Raw genomic sequence first — 20,330 nt, 5'->3', positions numbered from 1 at the left:
CACCCTGGGTGAGAATGAGGCCGGACACGGGCAAGAGTGGATCACCGATGTCCGGCCGCGGGCGAGTCGAAGGGCAGGGAACAGAACATGCAGGTTTGGCCTGGCCACCGCTACCCCTTGGGAGCGACGTACGACGGGACGGGCACGAACTTCGCGATCTTCTCCGAGGTGGCCGAAGCGGTCGAGTTGTGTCTTTTCGACCCGTCCGGCAACGAGCGCAAGGTCCAGCTGCACGAGCAGGACGCGTTCGTCTGGCACGCCTACCTGCCCGGGGTCGAGCCGGGGCAGCGCTACGGATACCGGGTCTACGGGCCCTACGACCCCCATCGTGGACTCCGCTGCAACCCGCACAAGCTGCTGCTCGACCCCTATGCCCGGGCGGTCGACGCGGACATCGACTGGCACCCGTCGCTCTACGCCTACGACTTCGACAACCCGGACCAGATGTCGGATCTCGACTCGGCGCCGCACATGGCCAAGGGCGTGGTCGTCAACCCGTACTTCGACTGGGGCAACGATCGCCGGCCGGACATCCCCTACCACCACTCGGTGATCTACGAGACGCACGTCAAGGGGCTCACCGAGCGGCACCCCGACGTGCCCCGGGACATGCGGGGGACCTATGCGGCGATCGGCCACCCGGCGATCATCGAGCACCTGAAGAGCCTCGGCGTGACCGCTGTCGAGCTGATGCCGGTGCACCAGTTCGTGCACGACAACCGGCTGGTCGACCTCGGCCTGCGCAACTACTGGGGTTACAACACGCTGGGCTTCTTCGCGCCCTATCACGGTTACTCCGCGATGGGCTCGCTCGGCCAGCAGACCCAGGAGTTCCGCGGCATGGTCAAGGCCCTGCACGCGGCCGGCATGGAGGTCATCCTCGACGTCGTCTACAACCACACCGCGGAGGGCAACCACCTCGGGCCGACGATGAGCCTCAAGGGCATCGACAACCGCACCTACTACCGCCTGGTGGACGACCAGCCGCAGTTCTACATGGACTACACCGGCACCGGCAACAGCCTCAACGTCCGCAGCCCGCAGAGCCTTCAGCTGATCATGGATTCGCTGCGCTACTGGGTGACCGAGATGCACGTCGACGGCTTCCGCTTCGACCTGGCGTCCACCCTGGCCCGCGAGTTCTACGACGTGGACCGCCTGTCCACGTTCTTCGAGGTGGTGCAGCAGGACCCGGTGGTCGGCCAGGTCAAGCTGATCGCCGAACCGTGGGACGTCGGGCCGGGCGGCTACCAGGTCGGCAACTTCCCGCCGAACTGGACCGAGTGGAACGGGAAATACCGTGACACGGTCCGCGACTTCTGGCGCGGCGAGCCGGCCACGCTGGCCGAGTTCGCGTCCCGGATCACCGGGTCGGCGGACCTCTATCAGGACGACGGCCGCAAGCCGTTTCACTCGATCAACTTCGTCACCGCGCACGACGGGTTCACGCTCAACGACCTGGTGTCGTACAACGACAAGCACAACGAGGCGAACGGCGAGGAGAACCGGGACGGGGAGAGCCACAACCGGTCCTGGAACTCGGGCGTCGAGGGACCGACCGACGACCCGCAGGTGCTCGCGCTGCGCGCCCGGCAGCGCCGCAACTTCCTGGCCACGCTGCTGCTCAGCCAGGGCGTGCCGATGATCTCGCACGGCGACGAGCTGGGCCGCACGCAGGGCGGCAACAACAACGCGTACTGCCAGGACAGCAAGATCAGCTGGATCGACTGGGAGAGCGCGGACGAGCAGCTGCTCGAGTTCTCCCGCAAGCTGACCGCTTTCCGGCACCGCCACCAGGTGTTCCAGCGCCGCCGGTTCTTCACCGGTCTGCCGGTGACCGCGCGCGGCGGCGGCGACCCGCTGCCCGACCTGGCCTGGTTCACGCCGGACGGGCGGCAGATGACCGGCGACGACTGGGGCAACGACTTCGGCCGGGCGGTCGCGCTCTTCGTCAACGGCGAGGGCATCCGCGAGCGCGGGCAATACGGTCAGCGCCACGTCGACTCGTCTTTCCTGCTGTGCTTCAACGCGCACGACGCGCCCATCGAATTCGCCACGCCCCCGGCTGAATACGGCGAGAAGTGGGAAAGGGTCATCGAGACGGCCGAACCGTCGGCGGATCGCCCCGCCGTCGTCGAGGCCGGCGGCACGATCCTCGTGCCGGACCGCTCGCTCATCGTGTTGGACAGGACGGTTTGATGCCCCCTACCGCCACCTATCGCGTCCAGGTACGTCCCGACTTCCCGCTGAAGGCCACCGCCGAGCTCGCCGACTACCTGGCCGACCTGGGAGTCAGCCACCTCTACACGGCGCCGCTGCTGACCGCGACGCCCGGTTCCGAGCACGGCTACGACGTGGTCGACCACGATCGGGTGAATCCCGCGGTCGGCGGCGAGGAGGGCCGGCTGCTGCTGCGCAAGGCGCTGGACGCGGCCGGGCTCGGCCTGGTCGTGGACATCGTGCCCAACCACGCCGGGGTGGGCGTGCCGTCCGCGAACCCGAGCTGGTGGGACGTCCTGCGCAACGGCCCGGAGTCGGCCTACGCGAAGTGGTACGACATCGACTGGGACCGCGGGCGGTTGCTGATCCCGGTGCTGGCCGACGACCCGGACGCGCTCGACGAACTGCGGGTGGAGGACGGGGAGCTGCGCTACTTCGACAAGCGCTACCCGATCGCCGAGGGCACCGGCGAGGGCAGCGCGCGCGAGGTGCACGACCGGCAGCACTACGAGCTGGTCAACTGGACGCGCGGCGACAGCGAGCTCAACTACCGCCGCTTCTTCGCGATCGTCGACCTGGCCGGCCTGCGCGTCGAGGACCCGGAGGTGTTCGACGCCACCCACGCCGAGGTGCTGCGCTGGGTGCGCGAGGGCGCGGTGCAGGGCATCCGGGTCGATCACCCGGACGGGCTGCGCGATCCGGAGGCATACTTCCGGCGGCTGCACGAGGCGGCGCCGGAGGCCTGGCTGGTGGTCGAGAAGATCCTCGAGCCGGGCGAGGAGATGCCCGACTGGCCGGTGGCCGGCACCACGGGTTACGACGCGATGGCCGAGGTCTGCGGCGTCTTCGTGGACAGCACGACCGAGGCGTTCTTCGACACGCTCGACCATCACCTGACCGGCACCGAGACGTCCTGGCAGGACCTGGTGCACGAGACCAAGCTCGCGGTGGCGACCACCATGCTCGCGGCCGAGCTCGCCCGGATGGCGCGTCTCGTACCCGAGATCGAGGCCGCGCCCCGCGCCCTGGCCGAGCTGGCCGCCTGCTTCCCGGTCTACCGCTCCTACCTGCCGTTCGGCGCGCGGCACCTGGCCCGGGCGCGCTCCGAGGCGGGCCGCCGCCGGCCCGGGCTGATCCCGGTGCTCGACCAGCTCACCGCGCGGCTGCGCAACCCGGCCGACGAACTGGCGGTGCGGTTCCAGCAGTTCACCGGCGCGGTGATGGCCAAGGGCGTGGAGGACACCGCGTTCTACCGCTGGACCAGGTTCACCGCGCGCAACGAGGTGGGCAACGACCCGGTGAAGTTCGGCCTCACTCCGGACGACTTCCACGAGTGCCAGACCGCCCGGCAGCGTCGGTTCCCGGACGCCATGACCAGCCTGTCCACCCACGACACCAAGCGCAGCGAGGACGTCCGGGCGCGCCTCGCGGTGCTCGCCGAACTGCCCGGCGACTGGACCGAGGTGGTCCGCCGCTGGGTGCGGATCAACCCCCTGCCCGACCCGTCACTGGCCCATCTGGTCTGGCAGGCCGCGGTGGGTGCGTGGCCGATCTCCAGGGACAGACTTCAGGCGTACGCGCTGAAGGCCGCCCGTGAGGCCGCGGCGTCGACCACCTGGCAGCACCCCGACGAGGGTTTCGAGACGGCGCTGCGCGAGATGGTCGACCGGATCTACGACGACCCGTCGCTGCACGAGGAGGTGGCCGGTTTCGCCGCCTCGATCACGGCGCCCGGCTGGTCCAACTCGCTCGGGCAGAAGCTGACGCAGCTGACCATGCCCGGCGCGCCGGACGTCTATCAGGGCACCGAGCTGTGGGACCTGTCGCTGGTCGACCCGGACAACCGCCGCCCGGTCGACTTCGCGGCGCGGCGCGCGCTGCTGGCCCGCCTGGACGACGGCTGGCTGCCGCCGGTGGACGAGTCGGGCGCGGCCAAGCTGCTGGTCACCAGCCGCACGCTGCGCCTGCGCCGGCGGCGCCCGGAGCTGTTCACCGGTTATCGCCCGCTCTATGCCGAGGGCCGGGTGGGCGAGCACGTGCTGGCCTTCGACCGCGGCGGGGTGGTGGCGGTCGGCACCCGGCTGCCGGTCGGATTGTCACGCCGGGGCGGGTGGCAGGACACCACGTTGTCGCTCGACGGCCAGACCTGGACGGAAGTCTTGACGAACACGGTGCACGGCGGCTCCCAGCTGGCGGTGGCCGACCTGCTGGACACGTACCCGGTGGCATTGCTGGTGAAGGAACCATGACGGCCTTCTCGGTGTGGGCGCCTTTTATCGGACCGATGCGAGTTCAGGTCGATGGAGATCAGCTCGACATGGAACGTGGCGACGACGGCTGGTGGCGGCTGGACGTGCCTTCTGCCCGCGCCGGGACGGATTACTCGTTCGTATTGCCGGATGCCGATACGCCGCTTCCCGACCCGCGGTCGCTGTGGCAGCCTGACGGGGTGCACGGCCCCAGCCGGGTGTACGACCACACCGACTTCACCTGGTCGGACGGCGCCTGGACCGGTCGTCAGCTGCCGGGCTCCGTTCTCTACGAGATGCATGTTGGCACCTTCACTCCCGAGGGCACCTTCGACGCCGCCATCGAGCGTCTGGATCACCTCGTCGACCTCGGCGTCGACCTGGTCGAGCTACTCCCCGTGAACTCTTTCAACGGGCAATACAACTGGGGATACGACGGGGTCTGCTGGTTCGCGCCGCACGAGGCATATGGCGGGCCCGACGGACTCAAGCGCTTCGTCGACGCCGCCCATGCCAGGGGTCTGGGCGTGCTGCTCGACGTCGTCTACAACCACTTCGGCCCGAGCGGCGCCTATGCCCCGATGTTCGCGCCCTATCTGAACCCGGCGCACACCAGCCCGTGGGGGCCGGCGGTCAACCTGGACGGTCCGGAGTCCGGCGAGGTGCGCCGCTACATCATCGACAGCATGCTGGCCTGGCTGCGCGACTACCACGTGGACGGGCTGCGGCTGGACGCGGTGCACGCGTTCGTCGACGAGACCGCGATCCACCTGCTCGAGGAGATGGCGGTCGAGGTGGAGAGCCTGTCCGCGCACCTCGGGCGGCCGCTGTCGCTGATCGCCGAGTCCGACCTGAACGACCCGACGCTGATCACGCCGCGCGAGGCGGGCGGCTATGGGCTGACCGGGCAGTGGGACGACGACGTGCACCACGTGCTGCACGCGTTGCTGACCGGCGAGCGGCAGGGATACTACGGCGACTTCGGCTCGCTGGAGAGTCTGGAGACGGTGCTGACCGGGGCGTTCTTCCACGCCGGCACCTGGTCGAGCTTCCGCCGGCGTCGGCACGGGCGCCCGATCGATCCGCATACGATGCCCGGGCACCGCTTTGTCGCGTACCTCCAGAATCACGACCAGATCGGGAACCGCGCGGCCGGCGATCGCCTGTCCGCCACCCTGTCGCCCGGCCTGCTCAAGTGCGGCGCGACGCTGCTGCTGACCTCGCCCTTCACGCCGATGCTCTTCATGGGCGAGGAGTGGGCCGCGAGCAACCCGTGGCAGTTCTTCACCAGCCATCCGGAGCCGGAGCTGGCCGCGGCGGTGCGGACCGGGCGGCGACGCGAGTTCGGCACCCACGGCTGGGCTGAGACCGAGGTGCCCGACCCGCAGGACCCGGCCACCTTCGAGCGGTCCAAGCTGGACTGGGACGAGCTCGGCAAGCCCGGCCACGCGGAGATCCTCGATCTCTACAAACGGCTGATCGCGCTGCGCCGCGAACAGCCCGATCTCACCGACCCGCGGCTGGACCGGATCGAGGTCTGGCACGGCGACCGGTACGTGGTGCTGCGCCGCGGCCGCTGTCTGGTGGCGGTCAACCTGGCCACCGAGCCGCAGACCGTGAGCCTGCGGGCGGTGCCGAGCCGGGTGCTGCTGGCCACCGAGCCGGGCGTGGTGCTGCAACGCGACCGGGTGGAGCTGCCCGCCGAATCCGCCGTGGTGGCGTTCGCGCGCTGACCCGTCGGGGGACGTTTTTGTCGCACCCATGAGCCACCATGCAGGGATGCGGCTTCCACACCGGTCCAAGCGACACGTGCACATCGGTCTGCCCAAGCGCTCCCACAAGCGCAAGAAGAAGCGCGACTGGGATTTCTGCGACTGCGACGTCTGCGACTGCGACGTGCCCTGCTGCGACTTCGGGCTGCTGTCCACCTCGATGCTGGTCGCCGCGCGCACGCCGCTGCCCGAGCGGGCGACCACGGCGGCGATCCGTGGCTACCGTAAAGTGCTCTCACCACGCATGCCGGTGCGTTGCCGCTACGAACCGTCCTGCTCGGCCTTCGGGCTGGAGGCGGTCTCGCGCTACGGCACCGCCAAGGGGCTGCGACTGACCGCCGCCCGGCTGCGACGATGCCGACCGGGCGTGCCTTATGGCACTTTCGATCCCGTGCCGTGATCCCTCGTCGAGGAGCTTCTGTTGGGTGATGTGAGCCGCCGGGTGTGGCCGGTGCGTCGTCGCGGCGCGCCGCCTCCGCAGTCGCCCGACGACGTGCCCGCCGATCCGTTTCCGGCCGATCCGATCGAGGCGCCTCCGCCGCCGCCGTCGCCCGAGCCGCCGCCGCCGCGGTTCACCATCGCGGCCGTGCGGCTGGCCGCGCTCGGGCTCGCCCTGGTGCTGACCATCTCGATCACGCTGGTCCGGCTCTTCGTGGGCGGGGCGCCGTCGATCGAGGAGCTGCGCGCGCAGGCGGGGATCGAGGGCTGGTCGACGCTGGACATCGGGGTGAAGGACGATCAGCCCGGCACCGCCCTCTACAACGAGGACGGCACCTGGTCGGGGTTCGACATCGACATCGCATACATGATCGCCGAGGACCTCGGGTTCCGCCGCAGCGAGGTGCGGTTCTATGCGATGGAGAGCGAGGACCGCGCCCGGATGCAGGCCACCGAGCCGGACGGCAAACGGGTGCCGGTGAAGATGGTGATCGCGAGTTACAGCATCACCGAGAAGCGCGAGGCGATGACCGGAGTGACGTTCTCGGAGCCCTACCTCTTCACCGAGCAGTCGGTGGTCACGCTGGCCGGCCATCCGCCGGTGTCCGCATTGGAGGACTTCCGCCACAAGCAGGTCTGCACGCTCTCGACCGCCACCAGTGAGTCGGCGCCGGAGAAGGCAATGGCCATCCTGCACCGGAAGAACCGGATCAGCGAGTGCTTCGACGAGTTGCGTGACCGCAAGGTCGAGGCGGTCACCACCGACGCCGCGATCCTGGCCGGATACAAGGCGAAGTATCCGAAGGAGTTCGCGCACTGGGATCTCGGGCTGGACCAGACCGAGTCGTGGGGCGTGAACGTCGGGCAGAACGACGCCCTGAAGACGCTGGTGGACCTCACCCTCTATCGCTCGCTGAAGGATCCGCGGGACGACCGGTGGGAGGTCGCCTACGAGAAGAACTTCCAGTCCGAGGTGATCGCCAACAACCGGCCGGAAAACGTGGTCAACACCCCGATCGCGCAGGCGCAGCAGCCCGACGTCAAGAAGCCCGACGTCCGCGAACAGCCGTGGGAGAACGTCATCCCATGACCGACATCTGGGTCAAGGACGGCGGGGTCGCGCCACGGCGGCGGCGGGCTCAGCTCAACTGGCTGCTGACCGCGCTGCCCGCGTTCCCGCTGGTGCTGCTCGTGCTCCGGCTCTGGTACCTGAGCCGGCAGGACCTGCCGACCATGCTGCTGCTGGTGCAATACATCAGCCCGCTCGGCATGATCGGCGCGCTCGGCATCACGCTGATCTGGGCGATCCCGGCGATCATCCTGGTGCTGCGGGCGCTCGGCGGCATCCTGCTGGTCAGCGCGCCGGCCGAGGCCGGGCGGTCGCTGCTCGCGGTGACCGCGCTGCGGATGCCCGACTGGGTGGTGCTGCTGGCCGCGGTGCTGGCCGGGCTCACCTGGCAACTGCGGCTGCTGCCGGTGCTGCTCATGCTGGTGGTCTCGATCATGGGGCTGACCGCGGTGCAGCGGTTCGAGGCGGACCGGTGGCTGCTGCCGTGGATCGTCACGGGAGTGCCGGTGGTGGTCGGCGCCCTGGTGCTGATCTTCGTGCTGCCCGGGATCCGGGACGCGGTGGTGGCCGGGGAACACACCACGGCGCTGCTGCTCGGCGTACCCCCGATCCTCGGTCCTTTTCTCACCGGCCCGGTGCCGAGCCGCGCCGCGCGGTTCGCGACGCACTGGCCCGCGGTCGGCGCCGCGCTGGTGGCGCCGCTGGTGATCGGCGTGGTGTTCCTGCGCGCTCCGGTGCTGCCGAACAGCGCGGTGGAGACCGGTCCGCGGGACGAGCCGGTCACCGACGTGGTGCGCGGCCAGCTGATCTCGGTCGACGACACCTCGACCACGGTGCTCGAGCGCAACGGGCAGGTGACCTTCCTGCCGAACGACCGGGTGCGCTCCAAGACGCTCTGCCCGGAGCCGGTGGACGGCCCGGACAGCGTGGTGATGGTGCGCGGCTGGGCCGCGGACGAGTCCGCGCTCGCCTGGGTGGCGCCCGGCCGGCGGGCCACCGAGATCGACCCGAGATGCCTGGGGAGGCCCCTTGACCCCGTCTGACAACGTTTTCCACGCACCATCTGCGGCGCGCCGCCCACCGCGTGCAGACACGCTGGACACGACCTGGCAAGCTCTCGCCATGACCTTGCACCTGCGGTGGGCCGCCGTCACCGACCAAGGCCGCGTCCGGAGCAACAATCAGGACGCGTTCTATGCCGGTGAGCGCCTTCTCGTCGTGGCCGATGGCATGGGTGGGATGGCGGCCGGGGATGTGGCCAGCCGACTCGCGGTGGACGCCATGGCCTCGCTGGATGTGGCGATCGACAACGAGAATCAGATGGACGCCTTGCACAAGGCGTTGGAAGCGGCCAACGGCCGGATCGCCGAGACGGTGACCGGCGACCCTTCGCTGCAGGGCATGGGCACCACGATGACGGCGGTCATCTTCTCCGGCGACCGGGCCGCGCTCGCGCACGTCGGCGACTCCCGGGCCTATCTGCTGCGCGACGGCCGGCTCAACCAGCTCACCAAGGACGACACCTATGTTCAGATGCTGGTCGACCAGGGCCTGATCCGGCCCGAGGAGGCGGCCGGGCACCCGCGCCGCGCGGTGGTCACCCAGGCGCTGCAGGGCGAGCCGGTCAGCCCGTCCTACGTGATCGTGGAGCCGCAGCTCGGCGACCGCTGGCTGCTCTGCAGTGACGGCCTGACCACGGTGGTGCCGGCCGAGCGCATCGAGGCGGAGCTGCTCACCGGCGCCGAGCCGCAGGTCTGCTGCGAGCGCCTGATCGAGCTGGCGCTCGAGGGCGGCGGCCCGGACAACATCACGGTGATCGTGGCCGATCTGACAAGCGGCGACTGACGGCAGGACCTGCGGTACCTTACTGCGGTACTTTTCACCGGACTTCGGAGTCCGGACCTTTGCCGGGCCGAACGGCTCCGGACCTGCGGTGGTGATGACGACGAGGGCAAGGCTTCCCCTCACGCTCGCGATCGTCGCCGCCGTCGCGGCGGCCGGTCAGTTCGTGCTGCCCGCCGGCGACGCCCGCCGGGTCTTCCTGCTCGTCGCCCAGATGCTGGCCGGCGCGATCGCCGCGTGGGTCTGCATCGACAGCGGCCGGGCCCGGATCGGCACCCCGCGGCAATGGCGGCTGCTGCTCGGCGGCGGGCTGGCCGGCTGGAGCGCGATGCGGCTGTGGTGGATCGCCGAGGCGTTCCTCGACCCCGCGCGCGACGACCGGATCCTGATCGGCGACATCGGTTTCCTGGTGCTGCCGGTGTGCATCCTGCTGTCGCTGGTGGTGGGCGCCGCCGCGCTGCCCCGGCCGGTGCCGCTGCCCGGGCGGCGGGACGTGATCGTGCTGGTGATCGACAGCGTGCTGATCGCCGGGTCGCTGGTGGCGCTGGTCTGGTCGCTGGTGCCGGGCCGGGTGTTCGACCAGGCCGACGAGACGCCGGTAGTGGTCGGGCTGGCGCTGGCCTATCCGATCGCCGATCTGATCCTGGCCACGATGGCGGTGCTGATCCTGACCATGCGGCCGGCCAGCCCGGCGGTGCGGCGGCCGCTGCGGCTGATCGCGCTGGCGCTGGTCGCCTTCGGGGTGACCGACGTGCTGCGGTTCCTCGACATCGGTGGCGAGCTGTCGCCGGCCGGCACCATCGGCTATCTGCTCGGCCCGGCGCTGCTGGCGCTGGCCGCGCTCACTCCGCCGCCGCTGCCCGGCGACACCGCCGTCGGCCGCGCCGACGCGGACCATCTGCATCTGCTGCTGCCCTATGTGCCGGTGGTCGCGACCGGTGTGGTGCTCGCGGTACGCACCGGGACCGGCGGCAGTCTGTCGTCGTTCGAGGCGTACCTCGGGTGGCTTGGCCTCGGTCTCGTGGTGGCCCGGCAGATGTTCACGATCGTGGACAACACGGTGCTGCTGTCCCGGGTCTCCGAATGGCAGCAACGGTTGCACCATCAGGCCTATCACGATCCGCTGACCGGGCTGGCGAACCGCGCGCTCTTCCGCGAGCGGCTGGTCGGCGCGCTGGACGCCCACCACCGGCAGCACCGCCCGATCGCGTTGCTCTTCGCCGACCTGGACGACTTCAAGCTGATCAACGACAGCTTCGGGCACGCGATGGGCGACCGCCTGCTCCGCGCGATCGGTGAGCGCCTGCTCGGCTGCGTGCCGTCCGGCGATCTGGTGGCCCGGCTGGGCGGCGACGAGTTCGCGGTGCTGCTCGAGCACCGGGCCGTCGACGCCGAGCGGATCGGGCACCGGATGCTGCACGCGCTGCGCGAGCCCTTCATGCTGGACGGGCACACCATCGGGGTGGGCGCGAGCATCGGCCTGGTGCAGCCCGAGATCGGCGACGCGGAACTGTCCGCGGACATCCTGCTCCGCCGGGCCGACGCGGCGATGTATGCCAGCAAGCGCAAGGGCAAGGGCACGATCGCCCGATACGCGGGCGCCGCCGACGGCGGCCCCCAGGCCGACCTGCCGCACCTGTTGGCGAGGGCCCTGTCAGGCGATCCGGCGATGGCCGGTTTCGAGGTGTACTACCAGCCGATCGTGCGCTTCTCGGACGGCGCCACCGTCGCGGTCGAGGCCCTGGCACGGTGGACGGATCCGGTGGCCGGCCTGGTCGATCCCGACGTCTTCGTCACGGTCGCGGAGCGCACCGGCCTGGTGGCGGCGATCGACGACTTCGTGCTGGACCGGGCGTGCGCGGACGCGGCCGCGCTGGCGAACACTTACGGCCGCCCGATCGACGTGCACGTCAACGTCTCCGCGGCGCGGCTGGGTCAGAAGGGTCTCGAAGACGCGGTGTTGCAGGCGCTGGAGCGTCATGCGGTGCGCGCGTCCCGCCTGGTCGTGGAGATCACCGAGACGCGGCGGATCCCGGACATGCCGCGCGCCGTGGAGGTGGCCGAACGACTGCGTGCGCACGGGGTGCGCCTGGCACTGGACGACTTCGGCAGCGGGTACAACGCCCTGGCCCAGCTGCACTCGCTGCCCGTGGACATCGTGAAGCTGGACGCCACGCTGACCGATGTGGACGTCACGCCGGACCGGGCCGGGGCGTTGTGCCGCTCGGTGCTGGCGATCTGCGGCGAGCTGGGGCTGACGGTGGTGGCGGAGGGCTTGGAGACGGTGTCGCGAGCGCAGGCGATGGCCGATCTGGGGTGTCCGCTGGGACAGGGATATCTGTTCGGGCAGCCGGTGCCGCCGCACCGCTTGACGCCGACATCGGTGCCGCACCAGCCCCATTCGCACGCGGCCGCCGACGCCCCGATCGGAAGCGCCCACCTAGCCTCCTAGGACGCCCAGCGCACGGAGGTGGTGACCTCAGGTGTAGTCGCCTTCTTGATGTTCGGACGTCCTGCTTTGCGGGTGCGGGCAGTCGCGCCGCGGCGCGACTTGTTCCGAGGGCCCTCGCGGCCTGGCTGGGCCATGGATTCGGCGGACCGCGCACGCATGATCCCGGGCCTTGCGAGTCAGGGCCGGCGTCTTTCATTCCGCGCACCCCTTAGGCGCGCCTTGCGCCGCGCATATCTCCGCGCTCGGCCCCCGCGCTTGTCCCGAGGATCGCGGGGTCTCACTCCGCGCTGGTCTAACGCGCCTCGTCTTTCCGGGCTGCGTCTCGTCTTTCCGGGCTGCGTCTCGTCTTGGACTCCGCTGCGCATGGCTTCCCAGCCCGGCGAAACGCACCACCTTCTTGTGCTTGCACGCCCGACGCCCCCGGCTTGCCTGCCGGGGCGCCGCGCGCTGTGCCTGCGCCCCTCGTCCGCAGGCACAGCGCGGGGTTTCAGGCTGCGGCTCGATGGTCCAGCTGGCGGGATCTGAGGAAGGATTCGAGGCCGGCCAGGTCGTCGGTGTTGATGTGGTCCACGCCGGCGGCGAGGAGTTCCGACCAGACCGCTTCGCGGGGTGGTCCGGGTGTCTCGGGGGTCGCCCAGAAGCGCACCCGCTGCCCATCGGCGTGCGCGGTGGCGATGAACTGGCGCAGCGTCTCGCGCTCGGCCGCGGGCATCGGGCCGACGCCCTGCCAAGTGAAGATCGTGGTCCAGTTGTCGCTGACCAGCGGCATGAAGGACGCGGGAGTGCCGGTCCCCAGGTCCGTGCGCCGGCCGTCATAGAACGCGTAGCGGACCCGCTGCCCGGCCATCAGGTCCCGCGGGCGGTCGCCACTGATCACCACGGTCACCGCACCGGCAAGAACCCGGCCGAACGCATAGGTGGTCAGCATCCGCCGATAACGCGCCAGCACCTGATGCAACTCGGCGTAGGTCTCGGCGCCGGTGTTCTTGATGTCGACCAGCAGCTGCAGTTGCTGACGGCTGCCCCGATAGACGGTGCCGTGATTGGCCCGAACCCGCCGCGCCAGCGGCTCGAGATAGAGCTTCTCCAGCGTGCGGCCGGCTTGCACGTCCTCGGGATCGTGCGCGACCAGCAGCTCGCCGTCGACAAGATAGACATCCGCCTCCACGCTGCTGAACCCGTGCGAGAGCGCATCGAACAGCGGTCGCTCGTGCTCGTAGTCGTTGTGCGCATGAGCCTGCGCCAGCGGCCGGACCGGCCGGCCACCCGCCGCCTCCGAAGCGGAACCCGCCACGGCCGGCGCGGCCCCCATCGCGAGCAGCGCCGACGCGACCGTCACCAGCGTCACGAAGCGACGCCCCAGGGATCGACTGATATGCATGCCCCGAGCATGCCAAGCGAGGGTGACATCGGCACGAATGCACCGTGTCAACCTTTCGCGATTTCAAGGACATGAGCCGTCGTCCGACACCGGTTGCGCCCGGCGGTGGGGTGGCAGCCCGGAGGGGAGCCGCCTCGAGGCCTCCACGGAACCTGGTCCCTAAGCGATGTCTTGTAACTCGATGCAGGCGTTGCTCGCCACCGGTTTCCGGTCAGCTGGACAGAGCGATGTTGTGCAGGTGGGCGATACCGGATGCGGTGAGGGCCAAGGTCCGGGCGGCGCGACGGTAGTCGCGTAGGATCTTGTAGGTCTTGAGCCGGGACAGGGCATGTTCGACACGGGCCCGGACTTTGCGACGCCTAGCGTTATAGTCCTGCTTCCACTCGGGTAACTCGCTGCCGTCACGGGGGCTTGCGGTACGGCATGATCACTTCGAGGTTCCCGCGGTAGCCGCCGTCGGCCATCACCTCGCGACCGGCGAGTTGGGTGTTGGTGCCGCTGCTGCGGTACACGATCGTGTCGTTGCGGTTGCCGGGTTGCGGGTCGCCGAAGGCGATGACGAGGCGGGTGTTCGCGTCGATCGCCACCTGCAGGTTGGTCGAGTAGCGGTAGTTCTTGCTCTGCGCGGCGAGCCGGTGATCCTGGGTCGGGATCAGGGTGCCGTCCACGATCGTGACCTGGTCTTTCGGGCAGTGGCGTACCGGCGCCGACGCGAGTAGCGGCCCGAGGATATCGATCACCCGGTGCACTGCCGAGTGAGAAACCCCGAACAGGGCGCCGAGCTGGCGCATGGTCGGATTCGTGCGCCAGTACACGGCCACCAGCAAGACGCGGTCGGGCAGGGTCAGCGCCCACGGCGGGCCCGGTCGCCTGCCGGTGGTGGCGTCACCGCCGCGTTTGGCGACCAAGCGCACGAGGCGGCGGAACTGGGCCGGCTGCAAGCCGGTGAAGGGGTGGATCAACTCTGAGCGAGAGGTTGAGAGCACCTGCACCCATCGATGATCACCCACCGCCCGACTCGGACCTTCACCGGGTTACGGGATATTGCTTAGAGTGATCGGCTGCTGACGCAGTCGGCGAGCGCGCAGAACGCTTCCATTGACCCGTCTGGGGTGTCTCTCAGGATGCGACTGAGGAGCACAGGTCTTCTACGGCCTCCCAAAGCTGTCGTTCACGGTCAGGGTCGTAGGACTCCTTGGACGAGCGCTCCACTCGTGTGCGGTCGATGTAGGAACCGGAAGGTGCCGGGACGCGTCCGAGCGCGACGTCGGCGAGGCGCCGGCCGGCGACTTTCTGGCTCGACGCCATCGGGGTCAGCGTCATCAGTGGCATGATCCGCCGCCCCACGAACCGGACAGCTGCGCCTGCATCGCGGCTCAGGCCGGTACCGGGCACGAATCCAGGGTTGTAGCCGACAATGTCGACGCCCTGCGGCAGGCGTCGTGCGTACTCGTGGATGAGGTAAATCGCGGCGAGCTTGCTGGTGGAGTAAGCCGTCCCTCCCGCCGTGACAGTGTTGGCCTCCGGGAACGCGCGGATGCGGGCCAGGCCGGCCGGATCCCGCCAGGACGGCGCGGGCATCATTCCCGCGTTGTGGCGGAAGTCGCCGAAGTGCGCGTCGCTGACGGTGAGGACGATCCGTGACGGCACCTCGAATCGATCCTGCAGAAGGCGGAGAAGGACGTGATTGGCGAGCACGTTGACGGCGAATGTCGCCTCGAATCCGTCCGGGCTCTCCGTGACGTTGTTCGTGTAAAGCAGGCCGGCGTTGCCGATGAATCCGCGCAGCGGCGGCAGATCTCCTGTATGGAGCCGTCGGATCAGCTCGTCAGCTGCTGCGCGGACGCTGCCCATCGACAACAGGTCCGTCGGGATCGATGTCACGGCGCGCCCGTTGTGGCGGAGCTGGGAGGCGAGCTCGTTTCCCGTGGCGCCACGGGCCAGGAGCACGAGGTGCGCCTCAGTGTCGCCGTCGAGGACGCGCTCGACGGCGACGCGGCCGAACCCGCGAGTCGCGCCGGTCATGACGATGGTGTGGGTCACAGGGTTCTCCCTTTGTTGAATACTCATGGCCGCCTCTAACTATATTACGTAAATTTACTTTGTATATCGAAGGTAACGCCTCCTTGCTGGATCGTCAAACCGCACCCTTTACGAGATATAGTGAGCCTCATGTCACCCCGACCCCCGGCCGCCGAGCGACTCGATCGCGGCGAGCTCCTGTCCACAGCCCTCGCCATCGCGGACGGGGACGGGCTCGACGCCGTCACGCTGCGCCGGGTCGCTGCAGGCTGGAACGTCACTCCCATGGCGCTGTACTGGCACTTCAAGAGCAAGGACGCCCTCCTCGACGCGCTGATCGAGCGGATCCTCGGCGAAATGGAGCTGACCGCCGACAGCGAGCCCGACCTGCCTACGGTGATGGCGGCCCTGCTGCGTGTCCTGCGCGCGCACCCCGCCCTCGCCGAGATCGCACCCCTCCGCTTCATGCGCACGGACGCCGGCATCGATCTGGCCGAGCGGGTCATCGGACTGCTGCGCGCCGAGGGACACTCGCCGGTGGCCGCAGCGCAGCTGAGCATCTTCCTGCTCAACGCGTTGATCGGGCTGGTGATCCGCCAGCCGGGTGAAACCGCCGTCGCCGACCCGGCCCTGCGGGAGTCCCTGCTCAACGCCAAGCGCGCGCGGCTGAAGTCACTCCCCCCGCAGGACTACCCCCACCTGACCGAAACCGCCGACTTCTTCCTCGGACTTCCCGACGAGCAGGAGTACTACCAGCGAGGCCTGACCATGCTCCTCGACGGGGTACGACTCACCTGAACAGGCCAGCACGGGGATCGAGTTACGAGACATCCCTTAGCGTCCTGGTCAACGGGCGCCTCTGCCTGGCCCACCCGGGCCCGGCAAGATCGCCGGTTGGGGCGTTGGTGTCGGATGGGCTCAACCATTGTGGGCGACGGTCGCCTCACCTCCTATCTGCCCGCGTCTATCCGGATCATCAAGCGACGCCACCGTTAGAGCGGGCGCTCGACCGCGGCCATCGAGCACCGCACTTTGTGGGTCGGACGGGCCAGACGTGTGGGTGTTGGGGTCATCGTGAGCGGTGTTGTCGGGAGGGCTTCTCGGTTATCGGGCGCGGCGGTTGGTGCGGCTGGTGGGCTCGGCGGTTGTGGGGTCCTCGGGCCACGGGTGCTTGGGGTAGCGGCCGCGGAGTTCGGCTCGGACCTGGGGATATCCGGTCTGCCAGAACGACGCCAGGTCGGCCGTGACCGCTACCGGCCGTCCGGCGGGCGACAACAGGTGCAACAGCACCGGGATCCGGCCGCCCGCCAGCCTTGGCGCGTCCTGCCAGCCGAACGTCTCCTGCAACTTCACGGCCAGCACCGGCGCCCCGGCATCCGCGTAGGACACCCGCACCCGCGACCCACTCGGCACGGCCAGCCGCTCCGGCGCCACCTCGTCGAGCCGTCCGGCCACTGACCACGGCAGCAACCGGCGCAGCGCCGACGCCGTGTCGATCCGGGCGAGATCGGCCCGTCGCCGAGCCCGGCTGAGGTCCGGACCCAGCCAGTCCTCGGCCGCCGCGACGAGCGCCTCGTCGTCCACCGCCGGCCACGGATCACCGAGCGCCGCCCGCGCGAACGCCATCCGCTCCCGCAACTCGGTCGCCCCGCGCGACCAGGACAACAGGCTCAGCCCTTCCTGGCGAAGCCCCTCATAGAGAGCCGCCCGCACCAGCGCCCGATCCGGGTCGTCGATCCGGCGCTCCACCAGCGTGATCGCCCCCAGCCGCCGCACCGAACGCGCCACCACGTCGCCCCCGCGCCACCCGATCTCGGTCGCATCGGTCAACAGCGCGGAGGCCGCTTCCATCGCGGTGGCCTCGTCGAGCGGCGCGGCCGTGCGGATCCGCGCGCTGCGCGCCCCCGCGGCCCGATCGGCGGAAGCGACCGCGAGCCACGTGGTGCCCGCCAACCGGCTGCCGGGAGGCAGATCGGCCGCCGTGCCGCCCGCCATCAGATAGATCTGCCCGCCGGCCTCCCGCACCCGGGCCACCCGCTCCGGAAAGGCCATCCCGACAATCAGCCCCGCCGCCAGATCATCCGGAATCGCAAGCTCTCCCGACCGTCCACCCTCGCGCCTTCCTCCGTCCGCAGGCGAGTCCCGTGCCACTCTCTCCGCCGGCGTTCTTGATCCGCGCCCGCCAGGCACGAGCGCGTCTCGCGCTGCTCGTCCCTCGGGCTTCGTCGTCTCGCGTCTGCGGTCGAAGTCCGGGGTGTCTTGCGCCGCTCGCTCCTCGGGCCGGGCGTTTTCGCGCTTGCCGTCGGTCGGCGCGTCTCGCGCGATCCGTCCATCGGATCCCGGGGCTCGGATACCGCCTTCGAGGCGCACCGAGTCCCTGGCGGATTGTCCTTCAGGTCCCATGGTCTCGGAAACGCCTGCGGACCTCGCCGTGCCTCGCGTGGTGGCGGGTCCATCGGATTTGGCCGGCCGTCGGTTTTCTCCGGATGCCCCTTCTTTGTGCGGCGGTTGGCTTCCGGGCCGCTCGGGCGTTGGGTGGCGGCCTGCCGCACCGGCTTCGGGCGGCGGTTGGCTTCCGGGCCGCTCAGGCGTTGGGTGGCGGCCTGCCGCACCGGCGCTTTTCGCCTCTTGCTCGTCCGGCTGATCGGGTTCGGCTCGGACGCCCGCAGGCATCACCGCTCGCCTTGGTTTGGGCTCGGGGCTCTCGGGGGCCGCCTCTGGTGTTCGGGTGGTGGCGGTGGTCAGGCGGCGAACCTCGTTGCGCCAGGACTGGTGGTTTCCTCGGCGGGCCTGGCGCCAACCGGCGACCAGGTCGTCGCCGGGGGAGCGGTCCTCGTCGAGGAGGGCGATGATCTCGGCGGCTCGGCGGTCGCCGACCATCGGGGCGCCATCGATCAGGGCCCGGGCCAGGCGCGGGTGCAGGCCGGCGCCGGCCAACGCCCGGCCGCGCGGGGTCACCCGGCCTTGGTGGTCGAGCGCGCCCAGGTCCTGCAGCGTGCCGATCGCGGTCTGCAGGGCGCCCGGTGGCGGCTGGTCGGGGAGGCGCAGGCCGGTGCCGTCCGGGTGGCCCCACAGGGCCAGGTCGAGCGTGAAACCGGTCAGGTCCGCCACCGCGATCTCGGGTTCGGGCTGCGCGGGGAGGCGGTCGTGCTGCTCACGCGACCAGCATCGGTAGACCCGGCCGGGGGCCTCGCGGCCGGCTCGGCCGGCGCGCTGGGTGGCGGACGCGCGGCTGACCGGGACCGTGACCAGGGCACCGAGGCCTCGGGCGTGATCCATGCGAGGAACCCGGCTGAGGCCGGCGTCCACCACGGCTCGCACGCCGGGCACGGTCAGGCTGCTCTCCGCCACCGCGGTGGCCAGCACCACCCGGCGCCGCGGGCCGGGGCGCAGCGCCGCGTCCTGGTCGGTGCCGGACTGGCGGCCGTGCAGCCGGACCACGTCGGCATGCAGCCCGCTCAGCCGGCCGGCCACCGTCTCGATCTCGCGTGCGCCGGGCAGGAAGGCGAGCACGTCGCCGTCGCCCTCGGCGAATGCGCGACGGATCGTCGCGGCCACGTGGTCGAGCAGCTTGGGATCGACACGCAGGCCCAGCGCCGGCTTGATCGGAACCTCGGGCGGCGCCCACCGGATGTCGATCGGGAAGAGTCGCGCCTCGGCGGTCAGCACCGGCGCCGGTGTCTCCGCGCCGAGCACCTCGGCCAGCCGGGCCGACTCCGCGGTCGCCGAGGTGGCGAGCAGCCGGAGCTCGGGGCGGAGCGTCTCGCGCACCTCCACCAGGAACGCCAGCGCGAGATCGGAGTCGAGGTGGCGCTCGTGGCACTCGTCGAGCACCACGGACGCCGTATCGATCAACTCGGGGTCTCGCTGCAATCGCCGGACCAGGACGCCCGTGGTGACCACCTCGATGACGGTCTCGCGGGAGACCCGCCGGTCTCCGCGCACCGCATAACCCACCCGGCGGCCGACCGGCTCGCCCAGCAGATCCGCCATCCGCCGCGCGGCCGCCCGGGCCGCGACGCGGCGTGGCTCCGCGACGACGACCTTTCCCGTCTCTGCCAGGGCGATCGGCACCAGCGTCGTCTTGCCCGTGCCGGGCGGCGCGACCAGCACGCCGGCGCCACGCTCGGCGAGCATGGCGGCGACGGCGGGCAGCACCTCCCGGACCGGGAGATCGGGCAGCGCGGTGGCGGTGATCAGCACCCGCCCAGTCTTGCGCATCGGCGTCGCGGCGCCTGCCTACGAAAGTCGCTGATTCGATCGACTTAAGTGTCTTGACCCTCTACCGGGTGGAGGCGGCAAGCTGTGCCCCGACCGAACGACCGGCACCCGGAGGCCCGACCATGACCCAGCTCGACGCCGACCCGACGATGACCCGGATCATGACGGCGGTGCAGCGCGGCCGCGACGGCGAGCGGGCGCGGGCCGTCGCGGAGCTCACCGCCGTGTGGGCGGACCTGGGCGCCGACGGCGACCCGCTGCATCGGTGCACGCTCGCGCACTACCTGGCCGACCTGCAGGAGTCGGCGGCCGACGAGCTGGTCTGGGACGAGCGCGCGCTGGCGGCCGTGGAGTCGCTCACCGACGAGCGGGCGCGGGAGTTCGACGGTTCGCTTCAGGTTCGAGCGTTCCTGCCGTCGCTGCATCTCAATCTCGCCGACGTGCATCGCCGATTGTCACGGGACGAGTCGGCCCGGCGGCACCTCGCGACCGCCCGCGCGCTGGTCGCCGATCTTCCGGATGATGAATACGGCGCGTTGATCCGGAGCGGCCTGGATCATGTCGGCAAGGCACTCGAGGACGGCTCCACCGACCGCCTCGCGACGCATCCGTGATGGGCGTGTTAATTAACGAGGAAAGGCGTGCGTGTGGACCGGGGCTTTTG

At 70.3% G+C, this 20,330-nt stretch carries 13 protein-coding genes and 1 pseudogene; 10 read left to right on the top strand and 4 right to left on the bottom strand.

Going from position 1 to position 20,330, the window contains the following annotated elements; genetic code table 11:
- Positions 1 to 87 precede the first annotated feature (87 nt).
- The 8 genes from glgX (at position 88) to ACZ6TI_RS29950 (ending at position 12,042) form a co-directional block, all read left to right on the top strand.
- Positions 88 to 2,199 carry a glycogen debranching protein GlgX gene (glgX, locus tag ACZ6TI_RS29985; protein WP_465348514.1) on the top strand — a complete coding sequence of 704 codons (2,112 nt, stop codon included), beginning with the start codon at positions 88 to 90 and terminating at the stop codon, positions 2,197 to 2,199.
- On the top strand, positions 2,199 to 4,469 hold the full coding sequence (gene treY / locus ACZ6TI_RS29980; protein WP_465348513.1) for a malto-oligosyltrehalose synthase: 2,271 nt from the start codon (positions 2,199 to 2,201) through the stop codon (positions 4,467 to 4,469). Before glgX ends, treY begins: the two co-directional genes overlap by 1 nt.
- The gene (gene treZ / locus ACZ6TI_RS29975; RefSeq protein ID WP_465348512.1) at positions 4,466 to 6,202 is read left to right on the top strand and encodes a malto-oligosyltrehalose trehalohydrolase; all 1,737 of its coding nucleotides are present in this window, start codon (positions 4,466 to 4,468) and stop codon (positions 6,200 to 6,202) included. Before treY ends, treZ begins: the two co-directional genes overlap by 4 nt.
- A 199-nt stretch (positions 6,203 to 6,401) precedes the next feature.
- The gene (yidD, locus tag ACZ6TI_RS29970; RefSeq protein WP_465348668.1) at positions 6,402 to 6,641 is read left to right on the top strand and encodes a membrane protein insertion efficiency factor YidD; all 240 of its coding nucleotides are present in this window, start codon (positions 6,402 to 6,404) and stop codon (positions 6,639 to 6,641) included.
- 30 nt (positions 6,642 to 6,671) lie between these two features.
- Positions 6,672 to 7,769, top strand: a complete 1,098-nt coding sequence (locus tag ACZ6TI_RS29965; protein WP_465348667.1) for a transporter substrate-binding domain-containing protein — start codon at positions 6,672 to 6,674, stop codon at positions 7,767 to 7,769.
- Positions 7,766 to 8,791 (top strand): hypothetical protein, encoded by a 1,026-nt coding sequence (locus ACZ6TI_RS29960; protein ID WP_465348511.1) that lies wholly within the window; start codon positions 7,766 to 7,768, stop codon positions 8,789 to 8,791. The genes ACZ6TI_RS29965 and ACZ6TI_RS29960 overlap by 4 nt, the downstream gene beginning before the upstream one ends.
- A gap of 79 nt (positions 8,792 to 8,870) precedes the next feature.
- Complete coding sequence (locus ACZ6TI_RS29955; protein WP_465348510.1) at positions 8,871 to 9,593, top strand: PP2C family protein-serine/threonine phosphatase; 723 nt, start codon at positions 8,871 to 8,873, stop codon at positions 9,591 to 9,593.
- 94 nt (positions 9,594 to 9,687) lie between these two features.
- Positions 9,688 to 12,042, top strand: a complete 2,355-nt coding sequence (locus ACZ6TI_RS29950; RefSeq protein WP_465348509.1) for a putative bifunctional diguanylate cyclase/phosphodiesterase — start codon at positions 9,688 to 9,690, stop codon at positions 12,040 to 12,042.
- Positions 12,043 to 12,529: 487 nt separating this feature from the next.
- On the opposite strand, the gene ACZ6TI_RS29945 is transcribed toward ACZ6TI_RS29950, so the two are convergent.
- The 3 genes and pseudogenes from ACZ6TI_RS29945 to ACZ6TI_RS29935 form a co-directional block, all read right to left on the bottom strand.
- Positions 12,530 to 13,423: a phosphatidylinositol-specific phospholipase C/glycerophosphodiester phosphodiesterase family protein gene (locus tag ACZ6TI_RS29945; protein WP_465348508.1), complete on the bottom strand. Its 894-nt coding sequence runs from the start codon at positions 13,421 to 13,423 to the stop codon at positions 12,530 to 12,532.
- Between the two features lie 211 nt (positions 13,424 to 13,634).
- A pseudogene (locus tag ACZ6TI_RS29940) lies at positions 13,635 to 14,415 on the bottom strand (transposase family protein).
- Positions 14,416 to 14,542: 127 nt separating this feature from the next.
- Positions 14,543 to 15,466 (bottom strand): SDR family NAD(P)-dependent oxidoreductase, encoded by a 924-nt coding sequence (locus tag ACZ6TI_RS29935; RefSeq protein WP_465348507.1) that lies wholly within the window; start codon positions 15,464 to 15,466, stop codon positions 14,543 to 14,545.
- Between the two features lie 129 nt (positions 15,467 to 15,595).
- On the opposite strand from ACZ6TI_RS29935, the gene ACZ6TI_RS29930 reads away from it, so the two are divergent.
- Positions 15,596 to 16,243 (top strand): TetR/AcrR family transcriptional regulator, encoded by a 648-nt coding sequence (locus ACZ6TI_RS29930; RefSeq protein WP_465348506.1) that lies wholly within the window; start codon positions 15,596 to 15,598, stop codon positions 16,241 to 16,243.
- 306 nt (positions 16,244 to 16,549) lie between these two features.
- Here the strand turns inward: ACZ6TI_RS29930 and ACZ6TI_RS29925 are convergent, their stop codons facing one another.
- A complete protein-coding gene (locus tag ACZ6TI_RS29925; RefSeq protein WP_465348505.1) occupies positions 16,550 to 19,666 on the bottom strand; it encodes an ATP-dependent RNA helicase in 3,117 nt (1,038 codons plus the stop codon).
- 122 nt (positions 19,667 to 19,788) lie between these two features.
- Here ACZ6TI_RS29925 and ACZ6TI_RS29920 point away from each other — a divergent pair, with 122 nt between their 5' ends.
- Complete coding sequence (locus ACZ6TI_RS29920) at positions 19,789 to 20,280, top strand: hypothetical protein (protein WP_465348504.1); 492 nt, start codon at positions 19,789 to 19,791, stop codon at positions 20,278 to 20,280.
- Positions 20,281 to 20,330 lie beyond the last annotated feature (50 nt).

This window comes from Actinoplanes sp. NPDC051388 (assembly GCF_055586225.1).
The sequence above is the reverse complement of the archived record's forward strand: the minus strand, read 5'-3'. Positions and strand labels throughout refer to the sequence as shown.